A 24,250-nucleotide genomic window follows, 5' to 3' on the forward strand; every position below is an offset into this window, starting at 1 on the left:
GCTTCATTCTGACAGGCCGGATTAGCGACAGCGCTATCCGGCCCATTTGGCTTAAATAATCTTCAGGGAAAGCCAGTACAGCACGCCGGAAAGAATAATCGCCGCCGGTAACGTAAATACCCAGGCCATCAGAATGCTGGTCACGGTTTTACGCTGCAACCCGCCGCCATCAACGACCATGGTTCCCGCCACTGAAGAGGAGAGTACGTGAGTGGTAGAAACTGGCATACCGGTGTAGCTGGCAAGACCGATAGAGACTGCCGCCGTCATCTGCGCCGACATTCCCTGCGCATACGTCATGCCTTTTTTACCAATTTTCTCGCCGATAGTGGTCGCCACGCGACGCCAGCCGATCATCGTACCAATACCCAGCGCCAACGCCACTGCCATAATGATCCACACCGGCGCATACTCAATGGTGCTTAACATATCGGTCTTCAGCTTTTTCAGCAGGCGCTGGTCATCGCTGCTTACGCCAGGCAATTTCACGACTTTATCGGTCGTGTCGGAAATGCACAGCATAATGCGACGCAACTGACTACGCTGTTCAACGCTTAACTTGTCGTAGCTTTCCACGTTTGCCAGCATCCCTTTCGCACGGTTAAGCGCGTTAATGGTGTTAGCCGGATGGCAGTGGAATTCAGTCGGTTCAGTCGCGCCTGGTTCAGGAGACGGAATCAGTTGGTCAACGCCGGTGACGGCTTTCAGCAGGTCAGGACGCTGCTCAAAGTACGTTTCGACATTGTTGATAGCATCGCGCGTACGGGTGATTTCGTAGCTGGAGGCATTCATATTGACCACGAAACCCGCAGGCGCGACGCCAATCAGCACCAGCATGACCAGGCCAATGCCTTTCTGACCATCGTTCGCGCCATGCGAAAACGCCACGCCGATAGCTGAGAGGATCAGCGCGATACGCGTCCAGAACGGCGGCTTTTTCTTGCCGTCTTTCTTTTCACGTTCGGCTGGCGTCAGGTGGATACGGGCGCGTTTCTTAGTACCGCTCCAGTAGCGGCGCAGCAAGAAAATCAGACCGCCGGCGAATACCAGACCGACAATAGGGGAGATAATGAGTGAACCGAAAATATTGATAACTTTCGGGATGTTAAGCGCATCCACCACTGACGTGCCGGTCATCATCGCATTGGTTAAACCGATGCCGATAATGGCGCCAATCAGCGTGTGGGAACTGGACGCCGGCAACCCGAAATACCAGGTGCCGAGGTTCCAGATAATCGCCGCCAGCAACATGGAAAAGACCATAGCGAGGCCGTGCGCGGAACCCATGTTGAGCAGGAGATCCGTCGGTAGCATATGCACAATGGCATACGCCACGCTGAGACCCCCCAGCAAAACGCCAAAAAAGTTAAACACCGCCGCCATGACAACCGCCAGCTGCGAACGCATCGCACGGGTGTAAATCACGGTTGCGACTGCATTGGCTGTGTCATGGAAGCCGTTAATCGCTTCGTAGAACAGCACAAAAGCCAGAGCAAGCAATAATAAAAGCCCGGTATGTAAATCCAGGCCAGCAAACAAATGTAGCATAGGACGTTACGCCATTTTGAGGACATGAACGCGGCGCATTATCAGTGACTTTGGCGGCGCGGGCAAAGTGAAATATAGACTTTTTTTGATGTACTTCGTGCTTTGTTTGATATCACTAAAGAATTATCTTATATATTTCAGATAAATACCATTTTCAGGCGCTTTTCGCGCTGGTGCGACCACTGAGGAAACTTTACAATTCCCGCCCGAATTTGAGAGAGGAAGGCGACGTGGAAAGGTTTGATGCCGTTATTATAGGCGCTGGCGCAGCGGGCATGTTTTGCGCCGCGCAGGCAGGACAGGCGGGTAGCCGCGTGCTGCTCATCGATAATGGCAAGAAGCCAGGACGTAAAATCCTCATGTCCGGCGGTGGGCGCTGCAACTTTACTAATCTTTATGTTGAGCCTGCTGCGTATTTGAGCCAGAACCCCCATTTTTGCAAATCAGCATTAGCCCGCTATACCCAGTGGGACTTTATCGATCTGGTCGGCAGGTATGGGATAGCCTGGCATGAGAAAACGCTGGGACAGCTTTTTTGCGATGATTCCGCCCAACGCATTGTCGATATGCTGGTTGCCGAGTGCGACAAAGGTGGCGTAACGATGCGCCTGCGTAGCGAGGTATTGAGCGTCGAGCGTGATGAGTCGGGTTTCGTACTGGCGTTGAACGGCGAGACGGTGACTACGCAAAAGCTGGTGATTGCCAGCGGCGGCCTGTCGATGCCGGGGCTTGGCGCATCGCCGTTTGGCTATAAAATCGCCGAACAGTTTGGTCTCAAGGTGTTGCCGACGCGCGCCGGGCTGGTGCCCTTTACGCTACATAAGCCGCTGTTAGAACAGCTCCAGACGCTGTCTGGCGTCTCTGTGCCCTGCGTAATTACCGCCCGCAATGGCACGGTATTTCGGGAAAACCTACTTTTTACCCATCGTGGGCTGTCCGGCCCCGCTGTTTTACAGATTTCCAGCTACTGGCAACCGGGCGAGTTAGTGAGCATTAACTTATTGCCGGACCTCTCGCTGGAAGACGTTCTCAATGAACAGCGTAACGCGCACCCGAACCAGAGTCTGAAGAACACGCTGGCGATGCATTTGCCGAAACGGTTGGTGGAGTGTTTACAACAGTTGGGGCACATCCCGGATGTATCGCTCAGGCAGTTGAACGTTCGTGACCAGCAGGCGTTAGTTGACACGCTTACGGCCTGGCAAGTGCAGCCTAACGGCACCGAAGGCTATCGGACAGCGGAAGTGACGCTGGGCGGCGTGGATACAAACGAACTATCATCGCGGACTATGGAAGCGCGCCGCGTGCCGGGTCTCTATTTTATCGGCGAAGTGATGGACGTCACCGGCTGGTTGGGCGGCTATAACTTCCAGTGGGCGTGGTCGAGTGCCTGGGCTTGCGCGCAGGATTTGGCGGCAAAACGCTAAGTACCATTACAAACAATAAGCGAATAGACATCCCGGACAGAGGTGTTAGTATCGATTTATAGCAGTTATGAGTATGCGTGTTTCATTTACGGCCAGGAACGCTGATGATGACAACATTACTCCCTCTTTTCCGGGTACCTACATCATTCACTCCCTTTGACGGCGAGCGCTTCATCGGCGTCTGTTCGTCGGCTGGCCCCTTTTCTTTTTTCATTCTTATCCCGAATGGAAACCCCCGCTGAGCGCACGCCCGGCGGACTTTGTGACACGCATGGTTAGACAACAGGGATTACGGCGGGTCGATTATGGACAAAATGAAGCGTCATCTGGTGTGGTGGGGAGCGGGGATTCTTGTGGCGGTGGCCGCGATAGCCTGGTGGATGCTGCGCCCTGCGGGAATACCGGAGGGGTTTGCCGCCAGCAACGGCAGAATTGAAGCCACCGAAGTGGATATTGCCACTAAGATTGCCGGGCGTATTGATACCATCCTCGTTTCGGAAGGGCAGTTCGTTCGTCAGGGCGAGGTGCTGGCGAAAATGGATACCCGCGTATTGCAGGAGCAGCGGCTGGAGGCGATTGCGCAGATTAAAGAGGCCGAAAGCGCGGTTGCCGCCGCCCGCGCCTTGCTGGAGCAACGCCAGAGTGAAATGCGCGCCGCGCAGTCGGTCGTCAAACAGCGGGAAGCTGAGCTGGACTCCGTCTCTAAACGTCACGTGCGTTCTCGTTCGCTGTCGCAGCGTGGCGCGGTATCTGTACAACAGTTAGATGACGATCGCGCGGCGGCGGAAAGCGCGCGCGCCGCCCTGGAGACCGCCAAAGCGCAGGTATCTGCGGCAAAAGCGGCGATTGAGGCGGCGCGTACCAGTATTATCCAGGCGCAAACACGCGTGGAAGCGGCGCAGGCGACCGAGCGGCGTATTGTCGCCGACATCGACGACAGCGAATTAAAAGCGCCGCGCGATGGACGCGTGCAGTACCGCGTTGCGGAGCCGGGCGAAGTGTTATCGGCTGGCGGCCGGGTGTTGAACATGGTCGATCTCAGCGACGTTTATATGACATTTTTCCTGCCGACCGAACAGGCGGGGTTGTTGAAGATCGGCGGCGAAGCGCGACTGGTGCTGGACGCCGCGCCGGATCTGCGTATTCCGGCGACAATCAGTTTTGTCGCCAGCGTGGCGCAGTTCACGCCCAAAACCGTGGAAACCCACGATGAACGGCTGAAGCTGATGTTCCGCGTCAAAGCGCGTATTCCGCCAGAGCTGCTGCGACAGCATCTGGAATATGTCAAAACCGGTTTGCCGGGAATGGCCTGGGTTCGTCTGGATGAGCGCGTGCCCTGGCCTGACGATCTGAACGTGAGGTTGTCGCAATGACGTCGCTGACGCTGGTGCCTGTTCCTCCCGTGGCGCAGCTTGAGGGGGTGAGCCAGCATTACGGAAAAACAGCCGCGCTGAACAATATCACGCTGGACATTCCCGCCCGTAGTATGGTCGGGCTGATTGGTCCGGACGGGGTGGGTAAGTCGAGCCTGCTGTCGCTGATTTCTGGCGCTCGGGTGATTGAGCAAGGGAACGTTATCGTCCTGGGCGGCGATATGCGCGATGCGAAACATCGCCGCGACGTCTGTCCGCGCATCGCCTGGATGCCGCAGGGGTTGGGGAAAAACCTTTATCACACGCTATCGGTTTATGAGAACGTCGATTTTTTCGCTCGTCTCTTTGGTCATGACAAAGCTGAACGCGAAGCGCGTATTACCGAGCTGCTGAACAGCACCGGCCTGGCGCCGTTTCGTGACCGTCCTGCCGGGAAGCTGTCCGGTGGGATGAAACAAAAGCTGGGGCTGTGCTGTGCGCTGATTCATGACCCGGAATTGCTGATTCTTGATGAGCCTACCACCGGCGTGGACCCGCTCTCCCGCGCTCAGTTCTGGGACTTAATCGACAGTATCCGCCAACGGCAGACCAATATGAGCGTGTTGGTCGCAACGGCCTATATGGAAGAGGCGGAGCGTTTTGACTGGCTGGTGGCGATGAATGCGGGCGAGATACTGGCAACCGGCAGCGCGCAGCAACTGCGGGCAAAAACCCATAGCGCGACGCTGGAACAGGCGTTTATCGCCCTGTTGCCAGAAGCGCAGCGCCAGGCGCATAAGCCAGTGGTGATCCCGCCGTATCACGCTGAGCAGGAAGAGATTGCCATTGAGGCGAAAGATCTGACCATGCGCTTCGGTAAGTTCGTCGCGGTTGACCATGTTAATTTCCGCATTCCGCGCGGCGAGATTTTTGGCTTCCTCGGTTCAAACGGTTGCGGCAAATCGACCACCATGAAAATGCTGACCGGTCTGCTTCCCGCCAGCGAAGGCCAGGCCTGGCTATTTGGCCAGCCGGTAGACCCGAACGACATCGATACCCGTCGCCGGGTCGGGTATATGTCGCAGGCTTTTTCGCTCTATAACGAACTCACCGTGCGGCAGAATCTGGAACTTCATGCCCGCCTGTTTCATATTCCGCCAGCGGAGATCCCGGCGCGCGTCGCGCAGATGATCGAACGCTTTATGCTAACGGAGGTGGAAGATACGCTCCCCGCTTCGTTGCCGCTCGGTATCCGCCAGCGTTTATCGCTGGCGGTAGCGGTGATCCATCGCCCGGAAATGCTGATTCTTGATGAGCCAACGTCCGGCGTTGATCCGGTCGCCAGGGATATGTTCTGGCAGCTTATGGTCGATCTTTCGCGTCAGGATAAGGTGACGATTTTTATCTCGACCCATTTTATGAACGAAGCGGAACGTTGCGACCGAATGTCATTGATGCACGCCGGTAAAGTGCTCGCCAGCGGTACGCCGCAGGAATTGGTGCAACAGCGGGGCGCGGCCAATCTGGAAGCGGCGTTTATTTCCTGGCTACAGGAAGCTGCGGGAGCGGCGCCTGAAACCCCAATACCGCCATCCCAGACGCCCGCCGCGTCAGGTAAACCGTCGCGGCAGGGATTGAGCTTCCGGCGTTTGTTCAGCTACAGTCGCCGCGAAGCGCTGGAGCTACGCCGCGATCCGGTACGCTCGACGCTGGCGCTGCTGGGAACGGTAATTCTGATGCTGATTATGGGCTATGGCATCAGTATGGACGTGGAGAACCTGCGTTTTGCCGTACTCGACCGCGATCAAACCGTTAGCAGTCAGGCATGGTCGCTCAATCTGGCGGGATCGCGCTATTTTATCGAACAGCCGCCGCTCGCCAGCTATGACGAGCTTGACCGGCGGATGCGTTCGGGAGAGTTGGCGGTTGCCATTGAGATCCCGCCTAATTTTGGCCGCGATATTGCTCGCGGTACGCCAGCGCAGATTGGCGTCTGGGTGGATGGCGCCATGCCCAGCCGCGCCGAGACGGTGAAGGGGTACGTTCAGGCAATGCACCAAAGCTGGCTGCAGGAGGCGGCAAGTCGTCAGCCGAACCCGGTTAAACAGACCGGGCTGCTCAACATTGAAACGCGCTATCGTTATAACCCGGATGTGAAAAGTCTGCCCGCTATCGTTCCGGCGGTCATTCCGCTGCTGCTCATGATGATCCCGTCAATGCTTAGCGCCCTGAGCGTGGTGCGGGAGAAAGAGCTGGGGTCGATGATTAATCTGTACGTAACGCCGACGACGCGCAGCGAATTTTTGCTGGGTAAACAACTGCCGTATATCGCGCTGGGTATGCTGAACTTCTTGCTACTGTGCGCGCTGTCGGTCTTTGTGTTCGGCGTGCCGCTGAAAGGCAGCTTTCTCACGCTTACCCTCGCGGCGCTACTTTACGTCATCATCGCCACCGGTCTGGGGCTGCTGATCTCCACGTTTATGAAGAGCCAAATCGCCGCTATTTTTGGGACGTCGATTATTACCCTCATTCCGGCAACACAATTTTCCGGCATGATCGATCCGGTGGCTTCGCTGGAAGGGCCGGGAAGATGGATCGGCGAGATCTACCCGACCAGCCATTTTCTGACGATCGCGCGCGGGACGTTTTCCAAAGCGTTGGATCTGTCCGATCTCTGGCCGTTATTTATGCCGTTACTGATTGCCGTCCCGGTGGTGATGGGTCTGAGCATTCTGCTGCTGAAAAAACAGGAGGGGTAATGCGCGGATTACGTAATATTTATAATCTCGGCGTTAAAGAACTGCGCAGTCTGCTGGGCGACAAAGCGATGCTGGCGCTGATCGTCTTCGCCTTTACGATTTCGGTTTACTCCTCTGCTACCGTCCTGCCCGGTTCGTTGCATCTTGCCCCTATCGCCATCGCCGATATGGATCAGTCACAGTTGTCGAACCGTATTGTGAATAGTTTTTACCGCCCGTGGTTTCTGCCGCCGGAGATGATTACGGCAACGGAAATGGATGCCGGACTGGATGCCGGACGCTATACCTTTGCGGTCAATATTCCGCCGAATTTCCAGCGTGATGTGCTGGCCGGACGTCAGCCTGATATTCAGGTTAACGTCGATGCGACGCGCATGAGCCAGGCGTTTACCGGCAACAGTTATATCCAGAATATTATTAGCGGCGAGGTCAACAGCTTTGTGGCGCGCGCGCGGGGAGATAACGTTCAGCCGGTGTCGCTGGAGATTCGGATGCGCTTTAACCCGAATCTGGACCCGGCGTGGTTTGGCGGCGTGATGGCGATTATCAACAACATTACCATGCTGGCGATAGTGCTGACCGGATCGGCGCTGATCCGCGAGCGAGAACACGGCACGGTAGAGCATCTGTTGGTGATGCCGGTCACGCCCTTTGAGATCATGATGGCGAAAGTGTGGTCGATGGGGCTGGTCGTGCTGGTGGTTTCCGGTTTGTCTTTGATGTTGATGGTGAAAGGCGTACTTGGCGTACCGATTGAAGGATCGATCCCATTGTTTATGTTGGGCGTAGCGCTGAGCCTGTTCGCCACCACTTCAATTGGGATTTTTATGGGCACCATCGCCCGTTCGATGCCGCAACTGGGGTTATTAATGATTCTGGTGCTGTTGCCGCTACAAATGCTCTCCGGCGGTTCCACGCCGCGTGAAAGTATGCCGCAGGCGGTGCAGGATATTATGCTGACCATGCCGACGACGCATTTTGTCAGCCTTGCCCAGGCTATTCTTTATCGCGGCGCAGGTTTGAGCATCGTCTGGCCGCAGTTCCTGACCCTGCTGGCGATAGGCGGCGTGTTCTTCCTGATAGCGCTGTTACGCTTCAGAAAAACGATTGGCACAATGGCGTAAACATTATTGCCGGATGGCGGCTGCGCCTTATCTGGCCTACAAACGACAGACGTGCGAGCGTAGGCCGGGCAAGCGAAGCGCCCCCGGCAAGGCGCTGGGGCGTTAGTCTTCTTTCGGCAAACACTGCAAGTGGCCGTGGCGCACGCCGCGCTGGGCGATAACATCATCGGCAAAATGCTGTACGTCGCCCATATCGCCCTTCAGAACGGCGATCTCCAGACAGTCATCGTGGTTGATATGGACGTGCAGCGTGGCGACGGATAAATCATGATGATGATGCTGGGTGGAGACGATGCGGCTGGCTAAATCCCGTTTCTCATGTTCATAAACATATGAAAGTACCGCGAAACCCTGTGTACCGTGTTCCTGAGTGGCCTCCTGCGCCAGAGCGCCGCGCAGAATATCACGGATCGCTTCGGAGCGATTGTTATAGCCGCGTCGCTGGCTCAGGCTGTCCAGCGTTTCCAGTAAATCGTCATCGAGGGTGATGGTGACACGTTGCATCTGACTTAAACCTTTTGGTATGGCGCGTCGGCGCATGGGAAGCTCCGCATTTTGTAACACACGTCCGCCGCCAGAGGGAAAAATTAATGTGTCATAACGCTTTCGTTATCGTCTGCGGCGTCAGCGTAAACGGTGTGGGGGTACAGACTGCCAGACTGAGCGTATCGAGCTGACACTGGCTGACCGACAAGGCAGAGGGCAACGTGCTGTCCACGCTGACGATTTGCCAGGCGCTGCCGCCGCGTTGTTTTACGATGGCTTCTTTACGCGTCCAGATACGCCAGAATGCCGCCAGTTGTCGCTCCGGACGTTCCGCTTCCATTTCAGCATGTTCGCCGAGGCTGAATACCGCATTTGCCAGCGAACGCCAGTTATCGCGCGGGCGGATCACTTCAATATCGCAGCCGACTTCACCTTCGTCGCTAAGCAACAGAGCAATAGTGTCGCCGCTATGGCTGAGGTTAAACCACAGCGGCGTTCCGGCGGAAAAAGCCGGTTTACCCTGTTCGCCATACACCATCTCCGGTAGCGGCGAGAGCGCACGGGAAAGCAGCACGCGCCCGGCCAGCCAGCTTGCCCGGCGAACGCCCTGCGGCGCCTGAGCGATTAACGCGTCGGGCAATTGACCTGCGCTTAATGTTGACACTTTTCCCAGAACGATCTGGTACATATCAGGACCAACGTTGCCTATGAAGAAGAGGAGATTGTAGCATCTGTCACCTCATCCCGGTAAACGGCTTTTCGGTCGGCCTGGCCCCAGTAAGATCGCCAGTTTGCTGCCGCCTTTAGTGGTTTCCATCCAGATTTTGCAGACGCTGGTCAAAGGAACGGACAAGAGCATCCCGACCGGGCCTAATAGCCATCCCCAGACCAATAACGAAAGAAATACCACCAGCGTGGACATTCCCAGACGATGGCCCATCATGCGTGGCTCCATAATGTTGCCAATCACCATATGGACCACCAAAAAGAGCGCGCCGACCAGTACGCACTCGTAAAAACCGTTAAATAACAGCGCCTGAATCATGGGGGGAGCGGCGGAAATCACCGAGCCGATATTAGGAACGTAATTGAGCAAAAAGGCCAGTACGCCCCACATTAGCGCAAACTGAATATCCATTAACGCCAGCCCCAGCCAGATAATCGCGCCCGTCCATAGACTGAGCAGCGTTTTCAGCGCCAGATAATGCGAGACGCCTTTCAGGGCGCGGTGCAGGCCGGCAATATGGATTTGTGGATTGTTTAGCGCGAAACGTAATTTATAAGGCACGTGACGCACCTCAAACAGCATAAAAACCACGGTCATCACCAGCAGCACGATGCTTGCCATCGCGCCCGATACGCCGGTCATTAATGTTGTGGTGAAGAGCATGATTTTATCGGAATCCATCCCGCGGAGCATACGTTCCGGCGACATATGTAAATTCAGGAAGGGCATTAACTCCTGAAGGTGTAAGACTTTACGCGTCAGTTCCTTGCTGTATTTAGGCAGCATAGCGATAAATTCATTAAGCGATGCGGCAAGCACACCCACCAGCGCGGTAAGCACGATCAGCATGACAACCACCACGATAGTAATCGCCAGCGGTCGCTTCACGCCCCGGCGAATAAACCAGGTCACTAATGGATTAAGAACAATGGCGAAAAAGAGCGCCAGCAAGAGTTGTACAATAATATCCGCCGCGGCATGAATCCCGGCGAGAATAATAACCAGGGAGGCCAGTTTCAGCAGAATATGCATACCCGTTTTGTCGGGTTGAGCGGTTGCCATGAAGTTTTCCTTGTTGTGTTTTTTTCTAAGTGTAGCGGCTGCCCTGATACCGATAATCTGAATCTCACTACTGATTTTCACCGCGCGCCATGATAGAAAAGAAAACATGTTGTAAAAATGCGGTGATACTCATGCCCGAACCCGTCGCTGAACCGGCGCTAAACGGATTGCGCCTCAATCTGCGTATTGTCTCCATTGTGATGTTTAACTTTGCCAGCTACCTGACCATCGGCCTGCCGCTCGCCGTCTTGCCCGGCTATGTGCATGATGCGATGGGATTCAGCGCGTTCTGGGCGGGACTTATTATCAGCCTGCAATACTTCGCCACTCTGTTAAGCCGTCCCCATGCCGGGCGGTATGCGGATGTATTAGGGCCGAAAAAAATCGTTGTCTTTGGCTTATGCGGCTGTTTTTTAAGCGGACTCGGCTACCTGCTGGCGGATATCGCCAGCGCCTGGCCGATGATCAGTTTGTTGCTACTGGGGCTGGGTCGCGTGATTTTAGGGATTGGGCAAAGTTTTGCCGGCACCGGTTCGACACTGTGGGGCGTCGGCGTCGTCGGGTCGTTGCATATTGGTCGGGTCATCTCCTGGAACGGTATCGTCACCTACGGCGCAATGGCGATGGGCGCGCCGCTGGGCGTGCTGTGTTATGCCTGGGGCGGGTTACAGGGGCTGGCGCTAACGGTGATGGGCGTGGCGCTGTTGGCGATACTGTTAGCGCTTCCACGTCCGTCGGTGAAGGCGAACAAAGGCAAGCCGCTGCCGTTTCGCGCGGTGCTGGGGCGTGTCTGGCTGTATGGTATGGCGTTGGCGCTGGCCTCGGCAGGGTTTGGCGTCATCGCGACGTTTATTACCTTATTTTATGATGCTAAAGGTTGGGATGGCGCCGCCTTTGCGCTTACGTTATTTAGCGTCGCGTTTGTCGGCACGCGTTTGCTGTTCCCTAACGGCATCAATCGTTTAGGCGGGTTGAATGTCGCCATGATCTGCTTTGGCGTGGAGATTATTGGTCTGTTACTGGTGGGGACGGCAGCCATGCCGTGGATGGCAAAAATCGGCGTTTTACTCACGGGGATGGGGTTTTCGCTGGTCTTTCCGGCGCTGGGCGTGGTGGCCGTCAAAGCCGTGCCGCCGCAGAACCAGGGCGCGGCGCTGGCGACCTATACCGTCTTTATGGATATGTCTTTGGGGGTTACCGGGCCGCTGGCGGGGCTGGTGATGACCTGGGCGGGCGTGCCGGTGATTTATCTGGCGGCGGCCGGGCTGGTAGCGATGGCGCTATTACTGACCTGGCGCTTAAAAAAACGGCCTCCGTCTGCACTGCCGGAGGCCGCATCATCGTCGTGAAGGTTACTTAATAACCAACGTATTGATGATGTTTTCAGCTGTGGTTTGCGCTTTTTGCTGATTGTCCGCAGGCAGCGTGACCTGAATCGTCAGCAATTGGTTATCCACTTTGCCCAGCACGATGGAAGAGTACGCCGTCTGGCCTTTCGCGGAGATAATGCTGTCCAGCTGTTGCAACGTATGGCCTTTGAGCTCAATAGACTTATTGGTGACCACCTGAAGCTGCGGGTCGCGGCTACGCTGTTGCTCAAGCAGGCGGTTCGCCAGCACCGGCAACGCTTCATCGGTATTATCGCCGACGATAACAATCACCGCTTTCTGGCCCGTCGGGTCAGAATAAACGTGCATATTATTCGCCTGGGTGCCCAGCTTACCGCTTTGATCGGTCATATCCGCCGGCAGTGAGAAACTGAGTTTGCCATCCATCAGGCTGATGGGCTGGCCGGAGGCCTGGCTTTCTGCGGCGGCGCTTTCTGCCGACGCTTTTGTATCGTTGTTATCACAGGCCGCAAGCCCCATAACCAGCAGGCCAATACCGGCATATTTAACCAAATTGCGCATTGACTTCTTCCTTTCGATAAACGGCCATAACGGCTCATTCGCTCATCTTATCACAACTCGGAAAACGAACCTTTAACTTGCCGGTAATGGGGAAATTTCAGATTTATCTGCCAGCTTTTTCAGCAACATATTCAGTAGAACGCCGTACATCGGCAGGAAGAAAATAATGCTGATGAGCACCTTAAAGCAATAATCCACTAGCGCAATTTCCATCCAGTGCCCGGCCATAAAGGCATCGGGGCTTCGCCAGAACGCAATGAAGAAAAAGGCAAGGGTATCGCTGATATTGCCAAACAGCGTTGAAGCGGTCGGCGCCAGCCACCAGCGACGATTTTGGCGCAGGCGGTTAAACACATGGACATCAAGGATCTGTCCCAGCGCGTAGGCCATAAAGCTGGCGGCGGCGATACGGGCGACGAACAGATTAAAGTTCGCCAACGCGGCGAAACCTTGCCAGGCGCCCATATAGAACAGCGATGACACCACATATGACACCAGCAGCGCAGGGATCATGACGGCGAAGATAATGCGGCGCGCCAGCGGTGCGCCAAAAATACGCACGGTAAGATCGGTGGCGAGAAAAATAAAAGGAAAACTAAACGCGCCCCAGGTCGTGTGGAAACCAAAAATAGTGATGGGGAGCTGCACCAGATAGTTACTGGAAATGATCACCAGTAAATGGAATAGCGATAGCCAGAACAACGCTTTTACGCGCTGTGATTGTGTAAACGGAGTCATATTGTGACCTTTTTGTTGGATGGGGTGAGGGAACCCAATAAAGAACCGCCGCATAATACTGTTTTGCGCTAGCATTGCAATGGCTAATTTTCACGCAATCGTTAACCTGCCTGGCTTACTGACGAAGATGGGCGTAAAATATCGCCGTTTTTCTACCATTGAGACGAAGATGAGCGATCTGTTTTCCTCCCCTGACCATACGCTTGACGCCCTGGGGCTGCGTTGCCCTGAACCGGTAATGATGGTGCGCAAAACGGTGCGCAACATGCAAACTGGCGAAACATTGCTGATTATCGCCGACGATCCGGCGACGACGCGTGATATTCCGGGGTTCTGTACCTTTATGGAACACGATTTGCTGGCGCAAGAGACGGAGGGTCTGCCGTACCGCTATTTATTGCGTAAAGCGCATTAACCGCACGGCAGATAGCATTCTGATTAGAAGCTTTCCCAGTTCGCCTGTTCTGCGGCGGGCTGTGGCGTTAAGCCTTTGCTTAACGGCGTCGGCGACGCCTCCCGACGAGGTTGTTTCTGGATGCGGAACGCGGCGACCGCCTGACGAAGCTCGTTAGCCTGATCTTCCAGCGCCGCCGCCGCTGCTGCGGATTCTTCTACCAGCGAGGCGTTTTGCTGCGTCACGCTGTCCATTTCCGATACCGCCTGCGCCACCTGCTCAATGCCTTTGCTTTGCTCATCGGAGGCAGAGGCGATTTCGCCCATAATATCGGTTACGCGGGTCACGGCGTTGACGATCTCTTTCATGGTTTCTCCCGCTTCGCGTACCTGCGTAGAGCCGGTATCAATGCGCGACACGGAGTTTTCAATCAGCACTTTGATCTCTTTGGCGGCCTGTGCGCTACGGCTGGCCAACGTGCGTACCTCTCCGGCTACAACCGCGAATCCTCGCCCCTGTTCGCCGGCGCGGGCGGCTTCTACCGCGGCGTTCAGCGCCAGGATATTAGTCTGGAAGGCGATACCGTCAATCACGCTGGTGATGTCCACGATTTTTTCCGAGCTTTCGGCGATATCGTTCATGGTGCTCACTACGTTATCCACCACGCGTCCTCCTTTACGCGCGGTTTCTGATGCGGTTTTCGCCAGACCCGTCGCCTGTCGTGCGTTATCGGTGTTTTGCCGTACCGTGGCGGTTAACTGTTCCATGCTGGCGGCGGTCTCCTCCAGCGCCGAGGCCTGCTGTTCGGTACGGGAAGAGAGGTCGCTGCTGCCGGCGGAAATTTCGCCTGCGCCAGTATAGATAGAGTCTGCGTTATCGCGCACCGCGCTGACGGTACGGATTAACGACTGCTGCATCGTTTTAAGACCGGCGGCCAGTTGGCCCATTTCACTGCGTCCTTCGGCCTCTATCTCATGGGTAAGATCGCCGTCGGCGATCGTTTGAATGTGCGCCATAATCCGTTGCAGCGGGCGGAGTAGAACGCGTTGCAGCCCCAGCCAGATAAACGCCAGCACGATGAGCACGATAAGTAGAATTATCCCCAGCGTCCATTGCATCTGGGTAAAGCTGCTCTGATTCTGATCGCTGGCTAATTTTATTAATTGCGCATTTTGAGAGAGCCACTGGTCATATACCTGCTCCATGTCATCCTGCGCTTTTTGCGCGTCAAGGTTGCCATAGGCGGCGTAATTATCGGCTTTAAGATAGTGGATAGACTGCTGCAAAACGTCATACATCTGCTTAAAGCTGGCTTCGGCCTGGGCATCCAACGCCGGATCTTTGCCTGCGATCGCTTCGGAGTTCACGTAGTTGTTGAAATGCTTTTCCGCTTCGTTGAGCGACGCGCCAGCGTTGGTTAACAGCGTGTTCATGGCGTCCAGCGAGGCGGGATCGCGCTGATTTTTTAACATGCGTATCGCCACGCGGTTAATGGTGACGCGGGTTTCAATCAATGTCTGAAAACTGCCGCCCAGTTCCTGTTGTTGGTAACTCAGTGCGCTCGCATTCTGGAAATTCAGCCGATCGCTGCTGACGGCGGAATAAAACAGTATTCCTGTCACCAACAATAAGGCGCTAAATATGCCCAGCGTCGCGATAACGCCGGTGATGACTTTGATATTTTTCATAGTGCCTAACATTCCTTATTTTGTAGACGGTATGATCAATATCGGTTGGATAAAAATTAACCTTACATCAAATCGCGCTATTTCTGATTAATGGTTTGATAAGTAATAGAAAATAAATGATTTTCGCGTGAATAATATGTACAAAGAAAGGAATATCGCGGGATAACCCGGCGACACGACGCCGCCGGGCGGGAGAAGATTAGTTTTTACGCAGCAAACGTAGCGCGTTGGCGGTCACCAATACCGTGGCCCCCGTATCCGCCAGGATTGCCAGCCATAGCCCGGTAAAACCCAGTAGCGTCGTCACCAGGAAAATAGCTTTCAGCCCCAGCGCAATGGTGATGTTCTGCCGGATATTCGCGTGGGTAGCGCGCGCCAGCGTAATCATCTGCGCTAACCCGCGCAGACGGTTATGAGTAAGGGCGGCGTCAGCCGTTTCCAGCGCGACGTCAGTACCGCTGCCCATCGCAATTCCGATACTGGCGGCTTTCATCGCGGGCGCATCATTAATGCCGTCGCCCACCATTGCCAGCGGCGCTTGTTGGTTAAGGGCGGTGACTGCCCGCACTTTGTCTTCCGGCAGTAGCCCGGCTTTAAACGCCAGATCCAGCTCGCCGGCAATCGCTGCCGCCGCCCGTGGGTTATCGCCAGTCAGAATCACGCCGTTAACGCCTAACTGATGCAGATCGCGGATGGCGTCGCGCGCATCGTCACGCAACGTATCCTGGAGGGCGAGGACGCCAAGTACGGTCTCGTTACGCAGCACCAGAACCACCGTCTGCCCGGCGTTTTCCAGTTCGCTAATTTGCCCGGCAAACGCTGCCGCAGGCTGTTTTCCCGCCGCGCAAATCAGAATTCGTTCGCCGTTAACCTGCGCTTCAATCCCGGTGCCGGCCAGCGTTCGTTGCGATTCCGCCGTCGGGATCGCCAGATCGCGTGTCTGCGCTTCGCGGACAATAGCCTGCGCCAGCGGGTGCGTAGCGCCTTGTTCTACGGCTGCCGCCAGCGCCAACAGTTCAGCTTCGCTGATACCGCTTGCCGGATGAATCGCCGTCACCCGTGGTTTACCAATGGTCAACGTACCGGTTTTATCAAAGGCGACCTGCGTGATACGGCCCAGTTGCTCCAGCGCTGCGCCGCCTTTAATCAATGCGCCGCGCCGTGCCGCCGCCGCCAGCCCGGAGGTAATGGCCGCGGGCGTGGAGATCACCAGCGCGCACGGGCAACCGATTAATAGCAGCGTCAGCCCTTTATAAATCCACTCCTGCCAGCCGCCATCGAACATCAGCGGCGGAATAAGCGTCACCAGCAGCGCGATGACCATAATGACTGGCGTATAGATGCGGCTGAAACGATCAATAAACCGCTCAATGGGCGCACGGCGCTCTTCCGCCTCTTCAATCAGCGTCAGGATACGGTCAATCGCGCTGGCGCCAGGTTCAGATAGCACCTCCAGGGTGACGAGACGGTCAACGCTGGTCGCGCCTGCCGGGACTTTGTCGCCCGTTGCGCGTTCCACAGGGATAGACTCGCCGGTGAGCGCGCTTTCATCAAAGCTGGCGAAACCGGAAACCAGTTTACCGTCGGCGGGTAAACGCCCCCCGGCGGCGACTTCGATAATATCGCCCGGTCGCAGGGTATTAATAGCGACCTCTTCCCGCACGCCGTCGCGCAGACGGGTCGCCGTTTCCGGTTTCAGCGCCATTAACGCACTGACGCCTTTACGGGCGCGGCTGGCGGCCCATCCTTCCAGGCGCTCGCCGATGAGGAACAGCAGCAATACCATTGCTGCCTCCGCCGTCGCGCCAATAAACAGCGCGCCAATGGCGGCGACGCTCATCAGCGTTTCAATAGCGAACCAACTGCCGCTTTTCATCAGCCGCAGCGCCTGGCGGGCAATAGGATACAGACCGACCAGGGTGGTGGCGATAAAGGCCAGTTGGCCGAACGGGTGGTTAAATTGCTCCAGCCCCCAGCTTATCGCCATCATAATGATCAGCGTAATAAGCGGCAGGTTCTCTTTAAGACGAGATTCAGGCGCGGCGTCGCGCGAATCTTCACTACGCAAGGTATAACCCGCCTTCTGTACGGCGCGTTCAATTTGCGCGCGGAGGTCGGTGTCGGCATCGACCACTAACTTTTCGGTGGCGAACAGAACTTGCGCCTGGTTGACACCGCGAATTTGGCGTACCGCATTCTCCACTTTTCGGGCGCAGGCGGCGCAGTCCATGCCGGAGATTTTCCAGGTATAGCGCGTGCCTGCCACGGCAGTAGAAACAGGCGCGCTGGACGCGCAATGTTCTTCGCAGCAGCAGCTATCGGCCTTCTGTATTGCCGGGGCTAATCTGAAGGAGGTAAAGGGCGGGACTTTTTTGCCATCGGTATCAGGGGTCGACATAACGTCCTCCGGTTGATGATAATTTTCTCATTAACCGGAGGATACACTCTGGAGTCGACTCCAGAGTCAAGCGCTATTATTTACAGGTATAGCGAGCGAACAATCAGGAAGTGTCCTGCAAAGTAGCAGGCGGCGGCAATCGCGTTATCCGCCCGGAAACGGCGGCGGTAATGGCTACCCAGCCAGACGATATTGCCGATGAACAGCAGCGTCGCGCCGGTAAAGGCCGAAAGGGCTGGCGCCGTTGGACGGAAGAACCACAGTTCGCCCGCCAGCCAGACCATGACCAGCGTCATGGCGATAAAAGTACATACCGGCCAGCGTAGCTCCTCCAGTCGCGTCCAGATAACGGCGATAAGCAACGCGCCGACTATCAGTAACGCCAGCGGCAGCGGCCAGAAGAACGACAACGTCATTTGGCTGGCAAAGTAAATGGTGTAGAGCAGATGCGATAAGAAAAATGCCCCGACGGCGTACAGCAGGCGTTGACGCGGCAAGAGCGTTAACGCATCGCCGACCAGCGAGGCGCACAGTCCGGCCAACACAAGATAACTGATGGCGTCAAACATCGGCGCTTGCCAGGCCAGTAACAGCAACAGTAATAACGTGACGGGCTTAAAAACCCAGCGTTGCCAGGCTGGCCCGCGATAGGAGGCGTCCACATACAGCCATGCGGACAGGCAGACAGCGATAAACGACCAAAGCATCTTAATTCCTTGAATTCGTTATTTTTTCGCAAACGGTATGCTTGCGGCTCTATTATTCAGTGTAGAGGCCGTGACGGTCAGATGACAACACTATAACGGGCAGGGTATGCTTATTTCCGCATTTTCTGACAGGTTAACAGTATGAGTAAGCCACCGCTTTTCTTCATTATAATCATCGCATTAATCGTAGTTGCCGCGTCGTTCCGCTTCGTTCAGCAACGGCGGGAAAAAGCCGCTAATGAGGCGGCGCCGTTACAGCAAAAGCTGGTCGTGGTCAGCAGTAAACGGGAGAAGCCGGTTAACGACCGACGCTCTCGCCAGCAGGAAGTGAGCCCGGCGGGAACCAGTATGCGCTATGAGGCAAGTTTTAAGCCGCTCAATGGCGGTCTCGAAAAAACGTTCCGTTTACAAGCGCAGCAGTACCACACTTTGACGGTGGGCGATCAAGGTACGCTGAGCTATAAGGGAACTCGGTTCGTCGGGTTTGTTAGCCGTACCCCGGATAACGAATAAACCGTCATCCGGCAGCAAACGTTATTTTTTGTTCTTAAACTTCTTCTGCCAGACCAGCAGCTCAAACACGCCGAACAGGAAAATGCGGATTTTCTCTCCCGTCGTCATCTGCGGACCCTCTTTCGGTATCGTTGATTTCAGCAGCGCCAGTTGCATACCGTGCATCAGCGCCATGAACACCAACGCCACGTTGACGAAGATATTGAGCGGGCGCGGGAAGGGATGCACCAGATTAAGAATCAAAAATGCCCACACGAAGAGCATTAATAAGCGGCCCAGATTAATCAACATCATTTTCTCCTTGCGCGTCGCGCTGATACAGACGATAAGCGACCTGTCCGGCCACCTTTTCTCGATACAATGCCCAGTTCGCCGGAACGGGCGGCAGACCGTTTTCCACCTCGCTTTCTACATAAATTAGCGCGTCGTCGGCCAGCCATCCCTGGGTTTCCAGCAATTGTAACGTCTCTTCCAGCAGCCCTTTACGAAACGGCGGGTCGACAAAGACGACGTGGTGCGGCGTCCCCGGCTGGCTGAGGAAGGCCAGAGTATTGGTATTGACGACGCGAGCATTGTTGGCTTTCAGCGTCGCCAGATTTTTTTGCAACTGCTGCGATACGGCGCGATCCATTTCCAGTAACGTTGCCTGGGCCGCATAACGCGATAGCGCTTCCAGACCCAGCGCGCCGCTGCCGGCAAAGCAATCCAGACAATGGGCGTCTACCATTACCGGAGCCAGCCAGTTAAATAACGTTTCGCGCACGCGATCGGTGGTGGGACGCAGACCCGGGCTGTCCGGAACCGGTAATTTACGGCCACGCCATTGCCCGCCAATAATGCGGATTTGGCCGCTGCCAGAGTGAGTCGGTTTTTTCATTTCTCTTGCTCGAACCGCCTGTTGCAAGTTATTCCAGGCGGTGATGTGAATTAAGTTAAGTGATAGACTATTTCATCATTTTTTTAGCTTCCATGTATATAGCGCCGCGAGGGGTGTAGTCGCAGATGGCAAAACAGAAAAAACGTGGCTTCTTTTCCTGGTTGGGCTTCGGTGATAAAGAGCAGAAGCAGGAACAGACCGAAGAACAGCAGATTGTTGAGGAACAACGACCGGTTGAGCCCCCTGTTGAAACGGCGGCAGACGTAGACGCGCAAACGCCCGCGCACAGCAAAGCAGAAACCGAAGCCTTTGCGGAAGAGGTGGTGGACGTTACTGAGAAAGTTCAGGAGAGCGAAAAACCGCAGCCGGTAGAGCCGGAGCCCGCGGCGGCCATTGAGACGGCAGCGCCGCAGATCGCGGTGGAACGCGAGGAATTGCCGCTGCCGGAAGAGGTCAAAGACGAGGCTATCTCGCCGGAAGAGTGGCAGGCCGAAGCGGAAACCGTAGAGGTCATTGCCGCGGTAGAAGAAGAGGGCGAAAACGCGGCGAAATTCACCGACGAAGAGCTGGAAGCGCAGGCGCTGGCCGCTCAGGCGGCGGAAGAGGCGGTGATGGTTGTTCCGCCGGCGGAAGAAGACGCGCCGGTGGAAGCGATCGTTCAGGAGCAGGAAAAACCGACTAAAGAAGGTTTCTTTGCCCGCCTGAAACGCAGTCTGCTGAAAACCAAAGAAAATCTCGGTTCCGGATTTATCAGTCTGTTCCGCGGCAAGAAAATCGACGATGATTTGTTCGAGGAGCTGGAAGAGCAGTTGCTCATCGCTGATGTCGGGGTGGAAACCACGCGTAAGATTATCGCTAATCTGACGGAAGGCGCCAGCCGCAAACAGCTTAAAGATGCCGAGGCGCTGTATGGTCTGTTGAAAGACGAGATGGGCGAGATTCTGGCGAAGGTAGACGAACCGCTTAATATTGAAGGTAAAACGCCTTTTGTTATTCTGATGGTTGGCGTGAACGGCGTGGGTAAAACCACTACTATCGGTAAACTGGCGCGCCAGTTTGAGCAGCAGGGTAAATCAGTGATGCTGGCGGCGGGGGATACTTTCCGCGCGGCGGCGGTCGAACAGCTACAGGTCTGGGGACAGCGTAACAACATTCCGGTTATCGCCCAGCATACCGGCGCGGACTCCGCCTCGGTGATTTTTGACGCTATCCAGGCCGCGAAGGCGCGTAATGTGGATGTGTTAATTGCCGATACGGCAGGGCGTCTGCAGAACAAGTCGCACCTGATGGAAGAGCTGAAAAAAATCGTTCGCGTCATGAAAAAGCTGGACGAAGAAGCGCCACATGAAGTTATGCTGACCATTGACGCCAGCACCGGACAGAACGCGGTAAGCCAGGCCAAACTGTTCCATGAAGCGGTAGGCTTAACCGGTATTACCCTGACCAAGCTGGACGGTACGGCGAAAGGCGGGGTGATTTTCTCGGTAGCTGACCAGTTTGGTATTCCTATCCGTTACATTGGCGTGGGCGAACGTATCGAGGATTTGCGTCCGTTTAAGGCGGACGATTTTATTGAGGCACTTTTTGCCCGAGAGGATTAACAATGATTCGCTTTGAACATGTCAGCAAGGCCTATCTCGGCGGGAGACAAGCGCTGCAGGGAGTGACATTCCATATGCGGCCAGGCGAGATGGCGTTTCTGACCGGCCACTCCGGCGCGGGGAAAAGTACCCTGCTGAAGCTAATCTGTGGGATTGAGCGGCCCAGCGCCGGCAAAATCTTCTTCAGCGGGCATGATATTACGCGCCTGAAAAACCGCGAAGTGCCGTTTTTGCGCCGCCAGATTGGGATGATTTTCCAGGATCACCATCTGCTGATGGATCGCACGGTCTATGACAATGTGGCGATACCGTTAATCATTGCCGGTGCCAGCGGCGATGATATCCGTCGTCGTGTGTCGGCGGCGCTGGATAAGGTTGGACTACTGGACAAAGCGAGAAACTTCCCGATTCAACTCTCCGGAGGCGAACAACAGCGCGTGGGCATCGCCCGCGCGGTGGTCAATAAGCCAGCGGTATTGCTGGCGGATGAACCGACCGGGAACCTGGACGACGCGTTGTCGGAAGGGATTTTACGTCTGTTTGAAGAGTTTAACCGCGTAGGGGTGACGGTACTGATGGCGACGCACGATATTGGACTTATCTCCCGTCGTTCCTATAGGCAGCTCGTCCTGAGCGATGGACATCTGCATGGAGGCCTGGCCAATGAATAGGCGCGACGCGATTAACCAAATCAGGCAGTTCGGCGGACGGCTGGATCGACTGCGTAAGTCTCGCGGCGGAACAGGCGGCGGGCGCAACGCGCCAGGACGCCAGAAGCCGACGCCGAAACCGAACTCACGTAAAACAAATGTCTTTAATGAACAGGTGCGCTATGCCTGGCACGGTGCGCTGCAAGATCTGAAAAGCAAACCGCTGGCGACGTTTCTGACGGTGATGGTGATCGCCATCTCCCTGACGCTGCCCAGCGTCTGTTACATGGTCTATAAGAACGTCAACCAGGCGGCGACTCAGTATTACCCGTCGCCGCAGATCACCGTTTATCTGCAAAAAACGCTGGATGATGACGCGGCGGCGCGGGTCGTTGGGCAGCTTCAGGCCGAGCAGGGCGTTGAGAAGGTCAACTACCTGTCCCGTGAGGACGCGCTGGGAGAATTCCGCAACTGGTCGGGTTTTGGCGGCGCGCTGGACATGCTGGAAGAGAACCCGCTGCCGGCAGTGGCGGTGGTGATCCCCAAGCTGGACTTTCAAAGTACCGCCTCGCTTAATACGCTGCGCGACCGTATCTCGCAGATTAACGGCATTGACGAAGTCCGCATGGATGATAGCTGGTTTGCGCGCCTGGCGGCGCTCACCGGGCTGGTGGGCCGTGTGTCGGCGATGATCGGCGTGCTGATGGTCGCGGCGGTCTTCCTCGTTATCGGCAACAGCGTGCGTCTGAGCATTTTTGCCCGTCGCGACACCATTAACGTGCAAAAGCTGATTGGCGCGACCGATGGCTTTATCCTGCGTCCGTTCCTCTACGGCGGCGCGTTGCTCGGTTTTTCCGGCGCGTTTCTTTCACTGATATTGTCTGAAATTTTGGTGATGCGTTTATCATCGGCGGTGACTGAAGTGGCGCAGGTCTTCGGCACGAAGTTTGATCTCAATGGCTTATCGTTCGATGAGTGCCTGTTGCTGCTGCTGGTCTGTTCCATGATTGGCTGGATCGCCGCCTGGTTGGCCACGGTGCAACATTTACGTCACTTTACTCCCGATTGATAAAATCGTGGTATAATCTTTCCCTGCAATGGGCTTCCGTTCGCAGGGAAAGAGTGCCTGTTGTCTCTTCCCCGCGCATCATCTTTATGTCACAAGATTTGTGCAAATTATGCACAGTGTTACATTGAACTTGTGGATAAAATCACTGTCTGATAAAAGAGTGGGTGATATTCTCGTTGCTCATCGGCTTTGGCACGGTTGTTGCTCGCTGACGGTGCCAGGCAATACTGATTGAGAGGATTTGAATGACCAAAGAAATGCAAAATTTAGCTTTAGCCCCTGTTGGCAACCTGGAATCTTATATCCGGGCGGCGAACGCGTGGCCGATGTTATCGGCTGACGAGGAGCGGGCATTGGCTGAAAGGCTGCATTACCAGGGCGATCTGGAAGCAGCTAAAACGCTGATCCTGTCTCACCTGCGCTTTGTTGTTCATATTGCTCGTAACTATGCGGGCTATGGTCTGCCGCAGGCGGATTTGATCCAGGAAGGCAACATCGGCCTGATGAAAGCCGTACGTCGTTTCAACCCGGAAGTAGGCGTGCGCCTGGTCTCCTTCGCCGTACACTGGATTAAAGCAGAAATTCACGAATACGTGCTGCGTAACTGGCGTATCGTTAAAGTCGCAACCACGAAAGCGCAGCGTAAGCTGTTCTTTAATCTGCGTAAAACCAAGCAGCGTCTGGGCTGGTTTAATCAGGATGAGGTTGAAATGGTGGCGCGCGAACTGGGTGTTTCCAGTAAAGACGTGCGTGAGATGGAGTCGCGTATGGCGGCGCAGGACATGACGTTTGACATGTCTTCGGACGATGAGTCCGACAGCCAGCCAATGGCGCCGGTGCTGTATCTGCAGGATAAATCGTCTAACTTTGCCGACGGCATTGAAGACGATAACTGGGAAGAGCAGGCCGCTAACCGACTGACCGATGCGATGCAGGGGCTCGACGAGCGTAGCCAGGATATTATCCGCGCTCGCTGGCTGGACGAAGACAATAAGTCTACGTTGCAGGAGCTGGCCGATCGTTACGGCGTCTCCGCTGAGCGTGTGCGCCAGCTTGAAAAGAACGCCATGAAAAAGCTTCGCGCTGCGATCGAAGCGTAATCTTCGCGAATTGCCAATGAACCCTCGAATGTGAATTCGGGGGTTTTGTTTTTTGTAGGCCGGATAAGGCGTTTACCCTGCCATCCGGCAACACGTTTGCCCGATGTCGCTTCGCTTATC

22 protein-coding genes are annotated in these 24,250 nt (G+C 55.5%); 11 read left to right on the top strand and 11 right to left on the bottom strand.

Annotated elements, in window-relative coordinates; all coding sequences use genetic code 11:
• Positions 1 to 51 precede the first annotated feature (51 nt).
• On the bottom strand, positions 52 to 1,548 hold the full coding sequence (gene pitA, locus ABVM99_RS17070) for an inorganic phosphate transporter PitA (protein ID WP_000902764.1): 1,497 nt from the start codon (positions 1,546 to 1,548) through the stop codon (positions 52 to 54).
• Positions 1,549 to 1,778: 230 nt separating this feature from the next.
• On the opposite strand from pitA, the gene ABVM99_RS17075 reads away from it, so the two are divergent.
• The 4 genes from ABVM99_RS17075 (at position 1,779) to ABVM99_RS17090 (ending at position 8,210) form a co-directional block, all read left to right on the top strand.
• The gene (locus tag ABVM99_RS17075; protein ID WP_000439230.1) at positions 1,779 to 2,975 is read left to right on the top strand and encodes an NAD(P)/FAD-dependent oxidoreductase; all 1,197 of its coding nucleotides are present in this window, start codon (positions 1,779 to 1,781) and stop codon (positions 2,973 to 2,975) included.
• Between the two features lie 305 nt (positions 2,976 to 3,280).
• Positions 3,281 to 4,348, top strand: coding sequence for an HlyD family secretion protein (locus ABVM99_RS17080; RefSeq protein ID WP_000359837.1), 1,068 nt, complete (start codon positions 3,281 to 3,283; stop codon positions 4,346 to 4,348).
• The gene (gene rbbA / locus ABVM99_RS17085) at positions 4,345 to 7,086 is read left to right on the top strand and encodes a ribosome-associated ATPase/putative transporter RbbA (RefSeq protein WP_023194476.1); all 2,742 of its coding nucleotides are present in this window, start codon (positions 4,345 to 4,347) and stop codon (positions 7,084 to 7,086) included. The genes ABVM99_RS17080 and rbbA overlap by 4 nt, the downstream gene beginning before the upstream one ends.
• Complete coding sequence (locus tag ABVM99_RS17090; protein WP_001214750.1) at positions 7,086 to 8,210, top strand: ABC transporter permease; 1,125 nt, start codon at positions 7,086 to 7,088, stop codon at positions 8,208 to 8,210. The genes rbbA and ABVM99_RS17090 overlap by 1 nt, the downstream gene beginning before the upstream one ends.
• A 102-nt stretch (positions 8,211 to 8,312) precedes the next feature.
• Here the strand turns inward: ABVM99_RS17090 and nikR are convergent, their stop codons facing one another.
• From nikR to ABVM99_RS17105, 3 genes are all read right to left on the bottom strand, one after another.
• Positions 8,313 to 8,714: a nickel-responsive transcriptional regulator NikR gene (gene nikR, locus ABVM99_RS17095; protein ID WP_001190057.1), complete on the bottom strand. Its 402-nt coding sequence runs from the start codon at positions 8,712 to 8,714 to the stop codon at positions 8,313 to 8,315.
• Positions 8,715 to 8,805: 91 nt separating this feature from the next.
• Positions 8,806 to 9,384, bottom strand: coding sequence for a 4'-phosphopantetheinyl transferase AcpT (gene acpT / locus ABVM99_RS17100; protein WP_000284366.1), 579 nt, complete (start codon positions 9,382 to 9,384; stop codon positions 8,806 to 8,808).
• 51 nt (positions 9,385 to 9,435) lie between these two features.
• A complete protein-coding gene (locus tag ABVM99_RS17105) occupies positions 9,436 to 10,485 on the bottom strand; it encodes an AI-2E family transporter (protein WP_023194477.1) in 1,050 nt (349 codons plus the stop codon).
• Between the two features lie 89 nt (positions 10,486 to 10,574).
• Between ABVM99_RS17105 and ABVM99_RS17110 the strand changes: the two genes are divergently transcribed.
• The gene (locus tag ABVM99_RS17110; protein ID WP_077684039.1) at positions 10,575 to 11,834 is read left to right on the top strand and encodes an MFS transporter; all 1,260 of its coding nucleotides are present in this window, start codon (positions 10,575 to 10,577) and stop codon (positions 11,832 to 11,834) included.
• 3 nt (positions 11,835 to 11,837) lie between these two features.
• Here ABVM99_RS17110 and ABVM99_RS17115 read toward each other — a convergent pair whose 3' ends face one another.
• Positions 11,838 to 12,395, bottom strand: a complete 558-nt coding sequence (locus ABVM99_RS17115) for a DcrB family lipoprotein (protein ID WP_001245277.1) — start codon at positions 12,393 to 12,395, stop codon at positions 11,838 to 11,840.
• A 72-nt stretch (positions 12,396 to 12,467) separates the two neighbouring features.
• Positions 12,468 to 13,133 carry a 7-cyano-7-deazaguanine/7-aminomethyl-7-deazaguanine transporter gene (locus tag ABVM99_RS17120; protein ID WP_001518097.1) on the bottom strand — a complete coding sequence of 222 codons (666 nt, stop codon included), beginning with the start codon at positions 13,131 to 13,133 and terminating at the stop codon, positions 12,468 to 12,470.
• Between the two features lie 169 nt (positions 13,134 to 13,302).
• Here ABVM99_RS17120 and tusA point away from each other — a divergent pair, with 169 nt between their 5' ends.
• Positions 13,303 to 13,548 carry a sulfurtransferase TusA gene (gene tusA, locus ABVM99_RS17125; protein WP_001541054.1) on the top strand — a complete coding sequence of 82 codons (246 nt, stop codon included), beginning with the start codon at positions 13,303 to 13,305 and terminating at the stop codon, positions 13,546 to 13,548.
• A 23-nt stretch (positions 13,549 to 13,571) separates the two neighbouring features.
• Here the strand turns inward: tusA and ABVM99_RS17130 are convergent, their stop codons facing one another.
• The 3 genes from ABVM99_RS17130 to ABVM99_RS17140 all read right to left on the bottom strand — a co-directional run bounded on the left by ABVM99_RS17130 (position 13,572) and on the right by ABVM99_RS17140 (position 18,320).
• Positions 13,572 to 15,215, bottom strand: a complete 1,644-nt coding sequence (locus tag ABVM99_RS17130) for a methyl-accepting chemotaxis citrate transducer (RefSeq protein WP_000789682.1) — start codon at positions 15,213 to 15,215, stop codon at positions 13,572 to 13,574.
• 199 nt (positions 15,216 to 15,414) lie between these two features.
• A complete protein-coding gene (gene zntA / locus ABVM99_RS17135; RefSeq protein ID WP_017441614.1) occupies positions 15,415 to 17,613 on the bottom strand; it encodes a Zn(II)/Cd(II)/Pb(II) translocating P-type ATPase ZntA in 2,199 nt (732 codons plus the stop codon).
• An 80-nt stretch (positions 17,614 to 17,693) separates the two neighbouring features.
• Positions 17,694 to 18,320 carry a lysoplasmalogenase gene (locus tag ABVM99_RS17140; RefSeq protein ID WP_000964735.1) on the bottom strand — a complete coding sequence of 209 codons (627 nt, stop codon included), beginning with the start codon at positions 18,318 to 18,320 and terminating at the stop codon, positions 17,694 to 17,696.
• 141 nt (positions 18,321 to 18,461) lie between these two features.
• Between ABVM99_RS17140 and ABVM99_RS17145 the strand changes: the two genes are divergently transcribed.
• Positions 18,462 to 18,833, top strand: coding sequence for a DUF2500 domain-containing protein (locus ABVM99_RS17145; protein ID WP_023194478.1), 372 nt, complete (start codon positions 18,462 to 18,464; stop codon positions 18,831 to 18,833).
• A 21-nt stretch (positions 18,834 to 18,854) separates the two neighbouring features.
• Here the strand turns inward: ABVM99_RS17145 and ABVM99_RS17150 are convergent, their stop codons facing one another.
• Both ABVM99_RS17150 and rsmD read right to left on the bottom strand, forming a co-directional pair.
• The gene (locus tag ABVM99_RS17150) at positions 18,855 to 19,124 is read right to left on the bottom strand and encodes a DUF1145 family protein (protein ID WP_000906759.1); all 270 of its coding nucleotides are present in this window, start codon (positions 19,122 to 19,124) and stop codon (positions 18,855 to 18,857) included.
• On the bottom strand, positions 19,114 to 19,710 hold the full coding sequence (gene rsmD, locus ABVM99_RS17155; RefSeq protein WP_000743275.1) for a 16S rRNA (guanine(966)-N(2))-methyltransferase: 597 nt from the start codon (positions 19,708 to 19,710) through the stop codon (positions 19,114 to 19,116). Before rsmD ends, ABVM99_RS17150 begins: the two co-directional genes overlap by 11 nt.
• A 125-nt stretch (positions 19,711 to 19,835) precedes the next feature.
• On the opposite strand from rsmD, the gene ftsY reads away from it, so the two are divergent.
• The 4 genes from ftsY (at position 19,836) to rpoH (ending at position 24,130) form a co-directional block, all read left to right on the top strand.
• On the top strand, positions 19,836 to 21,311 hold the full coding sequence (gene ftsY, locus ABVM99_RS17160; RefSeq protein ID WP_001118686.1) for a signal recognition particle-docking protein FtsY: 1,476 nt from the start codon (positions 19,836 to 19,838) through the stop codon (positions 21,309 to 21,311).
• 2 nt (positions 21,312 to 21,313) lie between these two features.
• Positions 21,314 to 21,982, top strand: a complete 669-nt coding sequence (gene ftsE, locus ABVM99_RS17165) for a cell division ATP-binding protein FtsE (protein WP_000617729.1) — start codon at positions 21,314 to 21,316, stop codon at positions 21,980 to 21,982.
• Positions 21,975 to 23,030 carry a permease-like cell division protein FtsX gene (gene ftsX / locus ABVM99_RS17170; RefSeq protein ID WP_001081707.1) on the top strand — a complete coding sequence of 352 codons (1,056 nt, stop codon included), beginning with the start codon at positions 21,975 to 21,977 and terminating at the stop codon, positions 23,028 to 23,030. The genes ftsE and ftsX overlap by 8 nt, the downstream gene beginning before the upstream one ends.
• A 245-nt stretch (positions 23,031 to 23,275) precedes the next feature.
• Entirely contained in the window at positions 23,276 to 24,130 is an 855-nt protein-coding gene (rpoH, locus tag ABVM99_RS17175; protein ID WP_000159621.1) for an RNA polymerase sigma factor RpoH, read from the top strand.
• Positions 24,131 to 24,250: the final 120 nt, after the last annotated feature.

Source organism: Salmonella sp. SJTUF15591 (assembly GCF_043356435.1).
GTDB lineage: Bacteria > Pseudomonadota > Gammaproteobacteria > Enterobacterales > Enterobacteriaceae > Salmonella > Salmonella enterica.

What these genes read in the sequence shown, in the direction of transcription:
- pitA (WP_000902764.1), bottom strand. Translation starts at nt 1,548, where the DNA reads ATGCTACATTTGTTTGCTGGCCTGGATTTACATACCGGGCTTTTATTA.
- ABVM99_RS17080 (WP_000359837.1), top strand. Translation starts at nt 3,281, where the DNA reads ATGGACAAAATGAAGCGTCATCTGGTGTGGTGGGGAGCGGGGATTCTT.
- rbbA (WP_023194476.1), top strand. Translation starts at nt 4,345, where the DNA reads ATGACGTCGCTGACGCTGGTGCCTGTTCCTCCCGTGGCGCAGCTTGAG.
- ABVM99_RS17090 (WP_001214750.1), top strand. Translation starts at nt 7,086, where the DNA reads ATGCGCGGATTACGTAATATTTATAATCTCGGCGTTAAAGAACTGCGC.
- nikR (WP_001190057.1), bottom strand. Translation starts at nt 8,714, where the DNA reads ATGCAACGTGTCACCATCACCCTCGATGACGATTTACTGGAAACGCTG.
- acpT (WP_000284366.1), bottom strand. Translation starts at nt 9,384, where the DNA reads ATGTACCAGATCGTTCTGGGAAAAGTGTCAACATTAAGCGCAGGTCAA.
- ABVM99_RS17105 (WP_023194477.1), bottom strand. Translation starts at nt 10,485, where the DNA reads ATGGCAACCGCTCAACCCGACAAAACGGGTATGCATATTCTGCTGAAA.
- ABVM99_RS17110 (WP_077684039.1), top strand. Translation starts at nt 10,575, where the DNA reads ATGATAGAAAAGAAAACATGTTGTAAAAATGCGGTGATACTCATGCCC.
- ABVM99_RS17115 (WP_001245277.1), bottom strand. Translation starts at nt 12,395, where the DNA reads ATGCGCAATTTGGTTAAATATGCCGGTATTGGCCTGCTGGTTATGGGG.
- ABVM99_RS17120 (WP_001518097.1), bottom strand. Translation starts at nt 13,133, where the DNA reads ATGACTCCGTTTACACAATCACAGCGCGTAAAAGCGTTGTTCTGGCTA.
- tusA (WP_001541054.1), top strand. Translation starts at nt 13,303, where the DNA reads ATGAGCGATCTGTTTTCCTCCCCTGACCATACGCTTGACGCCCTGGGG.
- ABVM99_RS17130 (WP_000789682.1), bottom strand. Translation starts at nt 15,215, where the DNA reads ATGAAAAATATCAAAGTCATCACCGGCGTTATCGCGACGCTGGGCATA.
- zntA (WP_017441614.1), bottom strand. Translation starts at nt 17,613, where the DNA reads ATGTCGACCCCTGATACCGATGGCAAAAAAGTCCCGCCCTTTACCTCC.
- ABVM99_RS17140 (WP_000964735.1), bottom strand. Translation starts at nt 18,320, where the DNA reads ATGCTTTGGTCGTTTATCGCTGTCTGCCTGTCCGCATGGCTGTATGTG.
- ABVM99_RS17145 (WP_023194478.1), top strand. Translation starts at nt 18,462, where the DNA reads ATGAGTAAGCCACCGCTTTTCTTCATTATAATCATCGCATTAATCGTA.
- ABVM99_RS17150 (WP_000906759.1), bottom strand. Translation starts at nt 19,124, where the DNA reads ATGTTGATTAATCTGGGCCGCTTATTAATGCTCTTCGTGTGGGCATTT.
- rsmD (WP_000743275.1), bottom strand. Translation starts at nt 19,710, where the DNA reads ATGAAAAAACCGACTCACTCTGGCAGCGGCCAAATCCGCATTATTGGC.
- ftsY (WP_001118686.1), top strand. Translation starts at nt 19,836, where the DNA reads ATGGCAAAACAGAAAAAACGTGGCTTCTTTTCCTGGTTGGGCTTCGGT.
- ftsE (WP_000617729.1), top strand. Translation starts at nt 21,314, where the DNA reads ATGATTCGCTTTGAACATGTCAGCAAGGCCTATCTCGGCGGGAGACAA.
- ftsX (WP_001081707.1), top strand. Translation starts at nt 21,975, where the DNA reads ATGAATAGGCGCGACGCGATTAACCAAATCAGGCAGTTCGGCGGACGG.
- rpoH (WP_000159621.1), top strand. Translation starts at nt 23,276, where the DNA reads ATGACCAAAGAAATGCAAAATTTAGCTTTAGCCCCTGTTGGCAACCTG.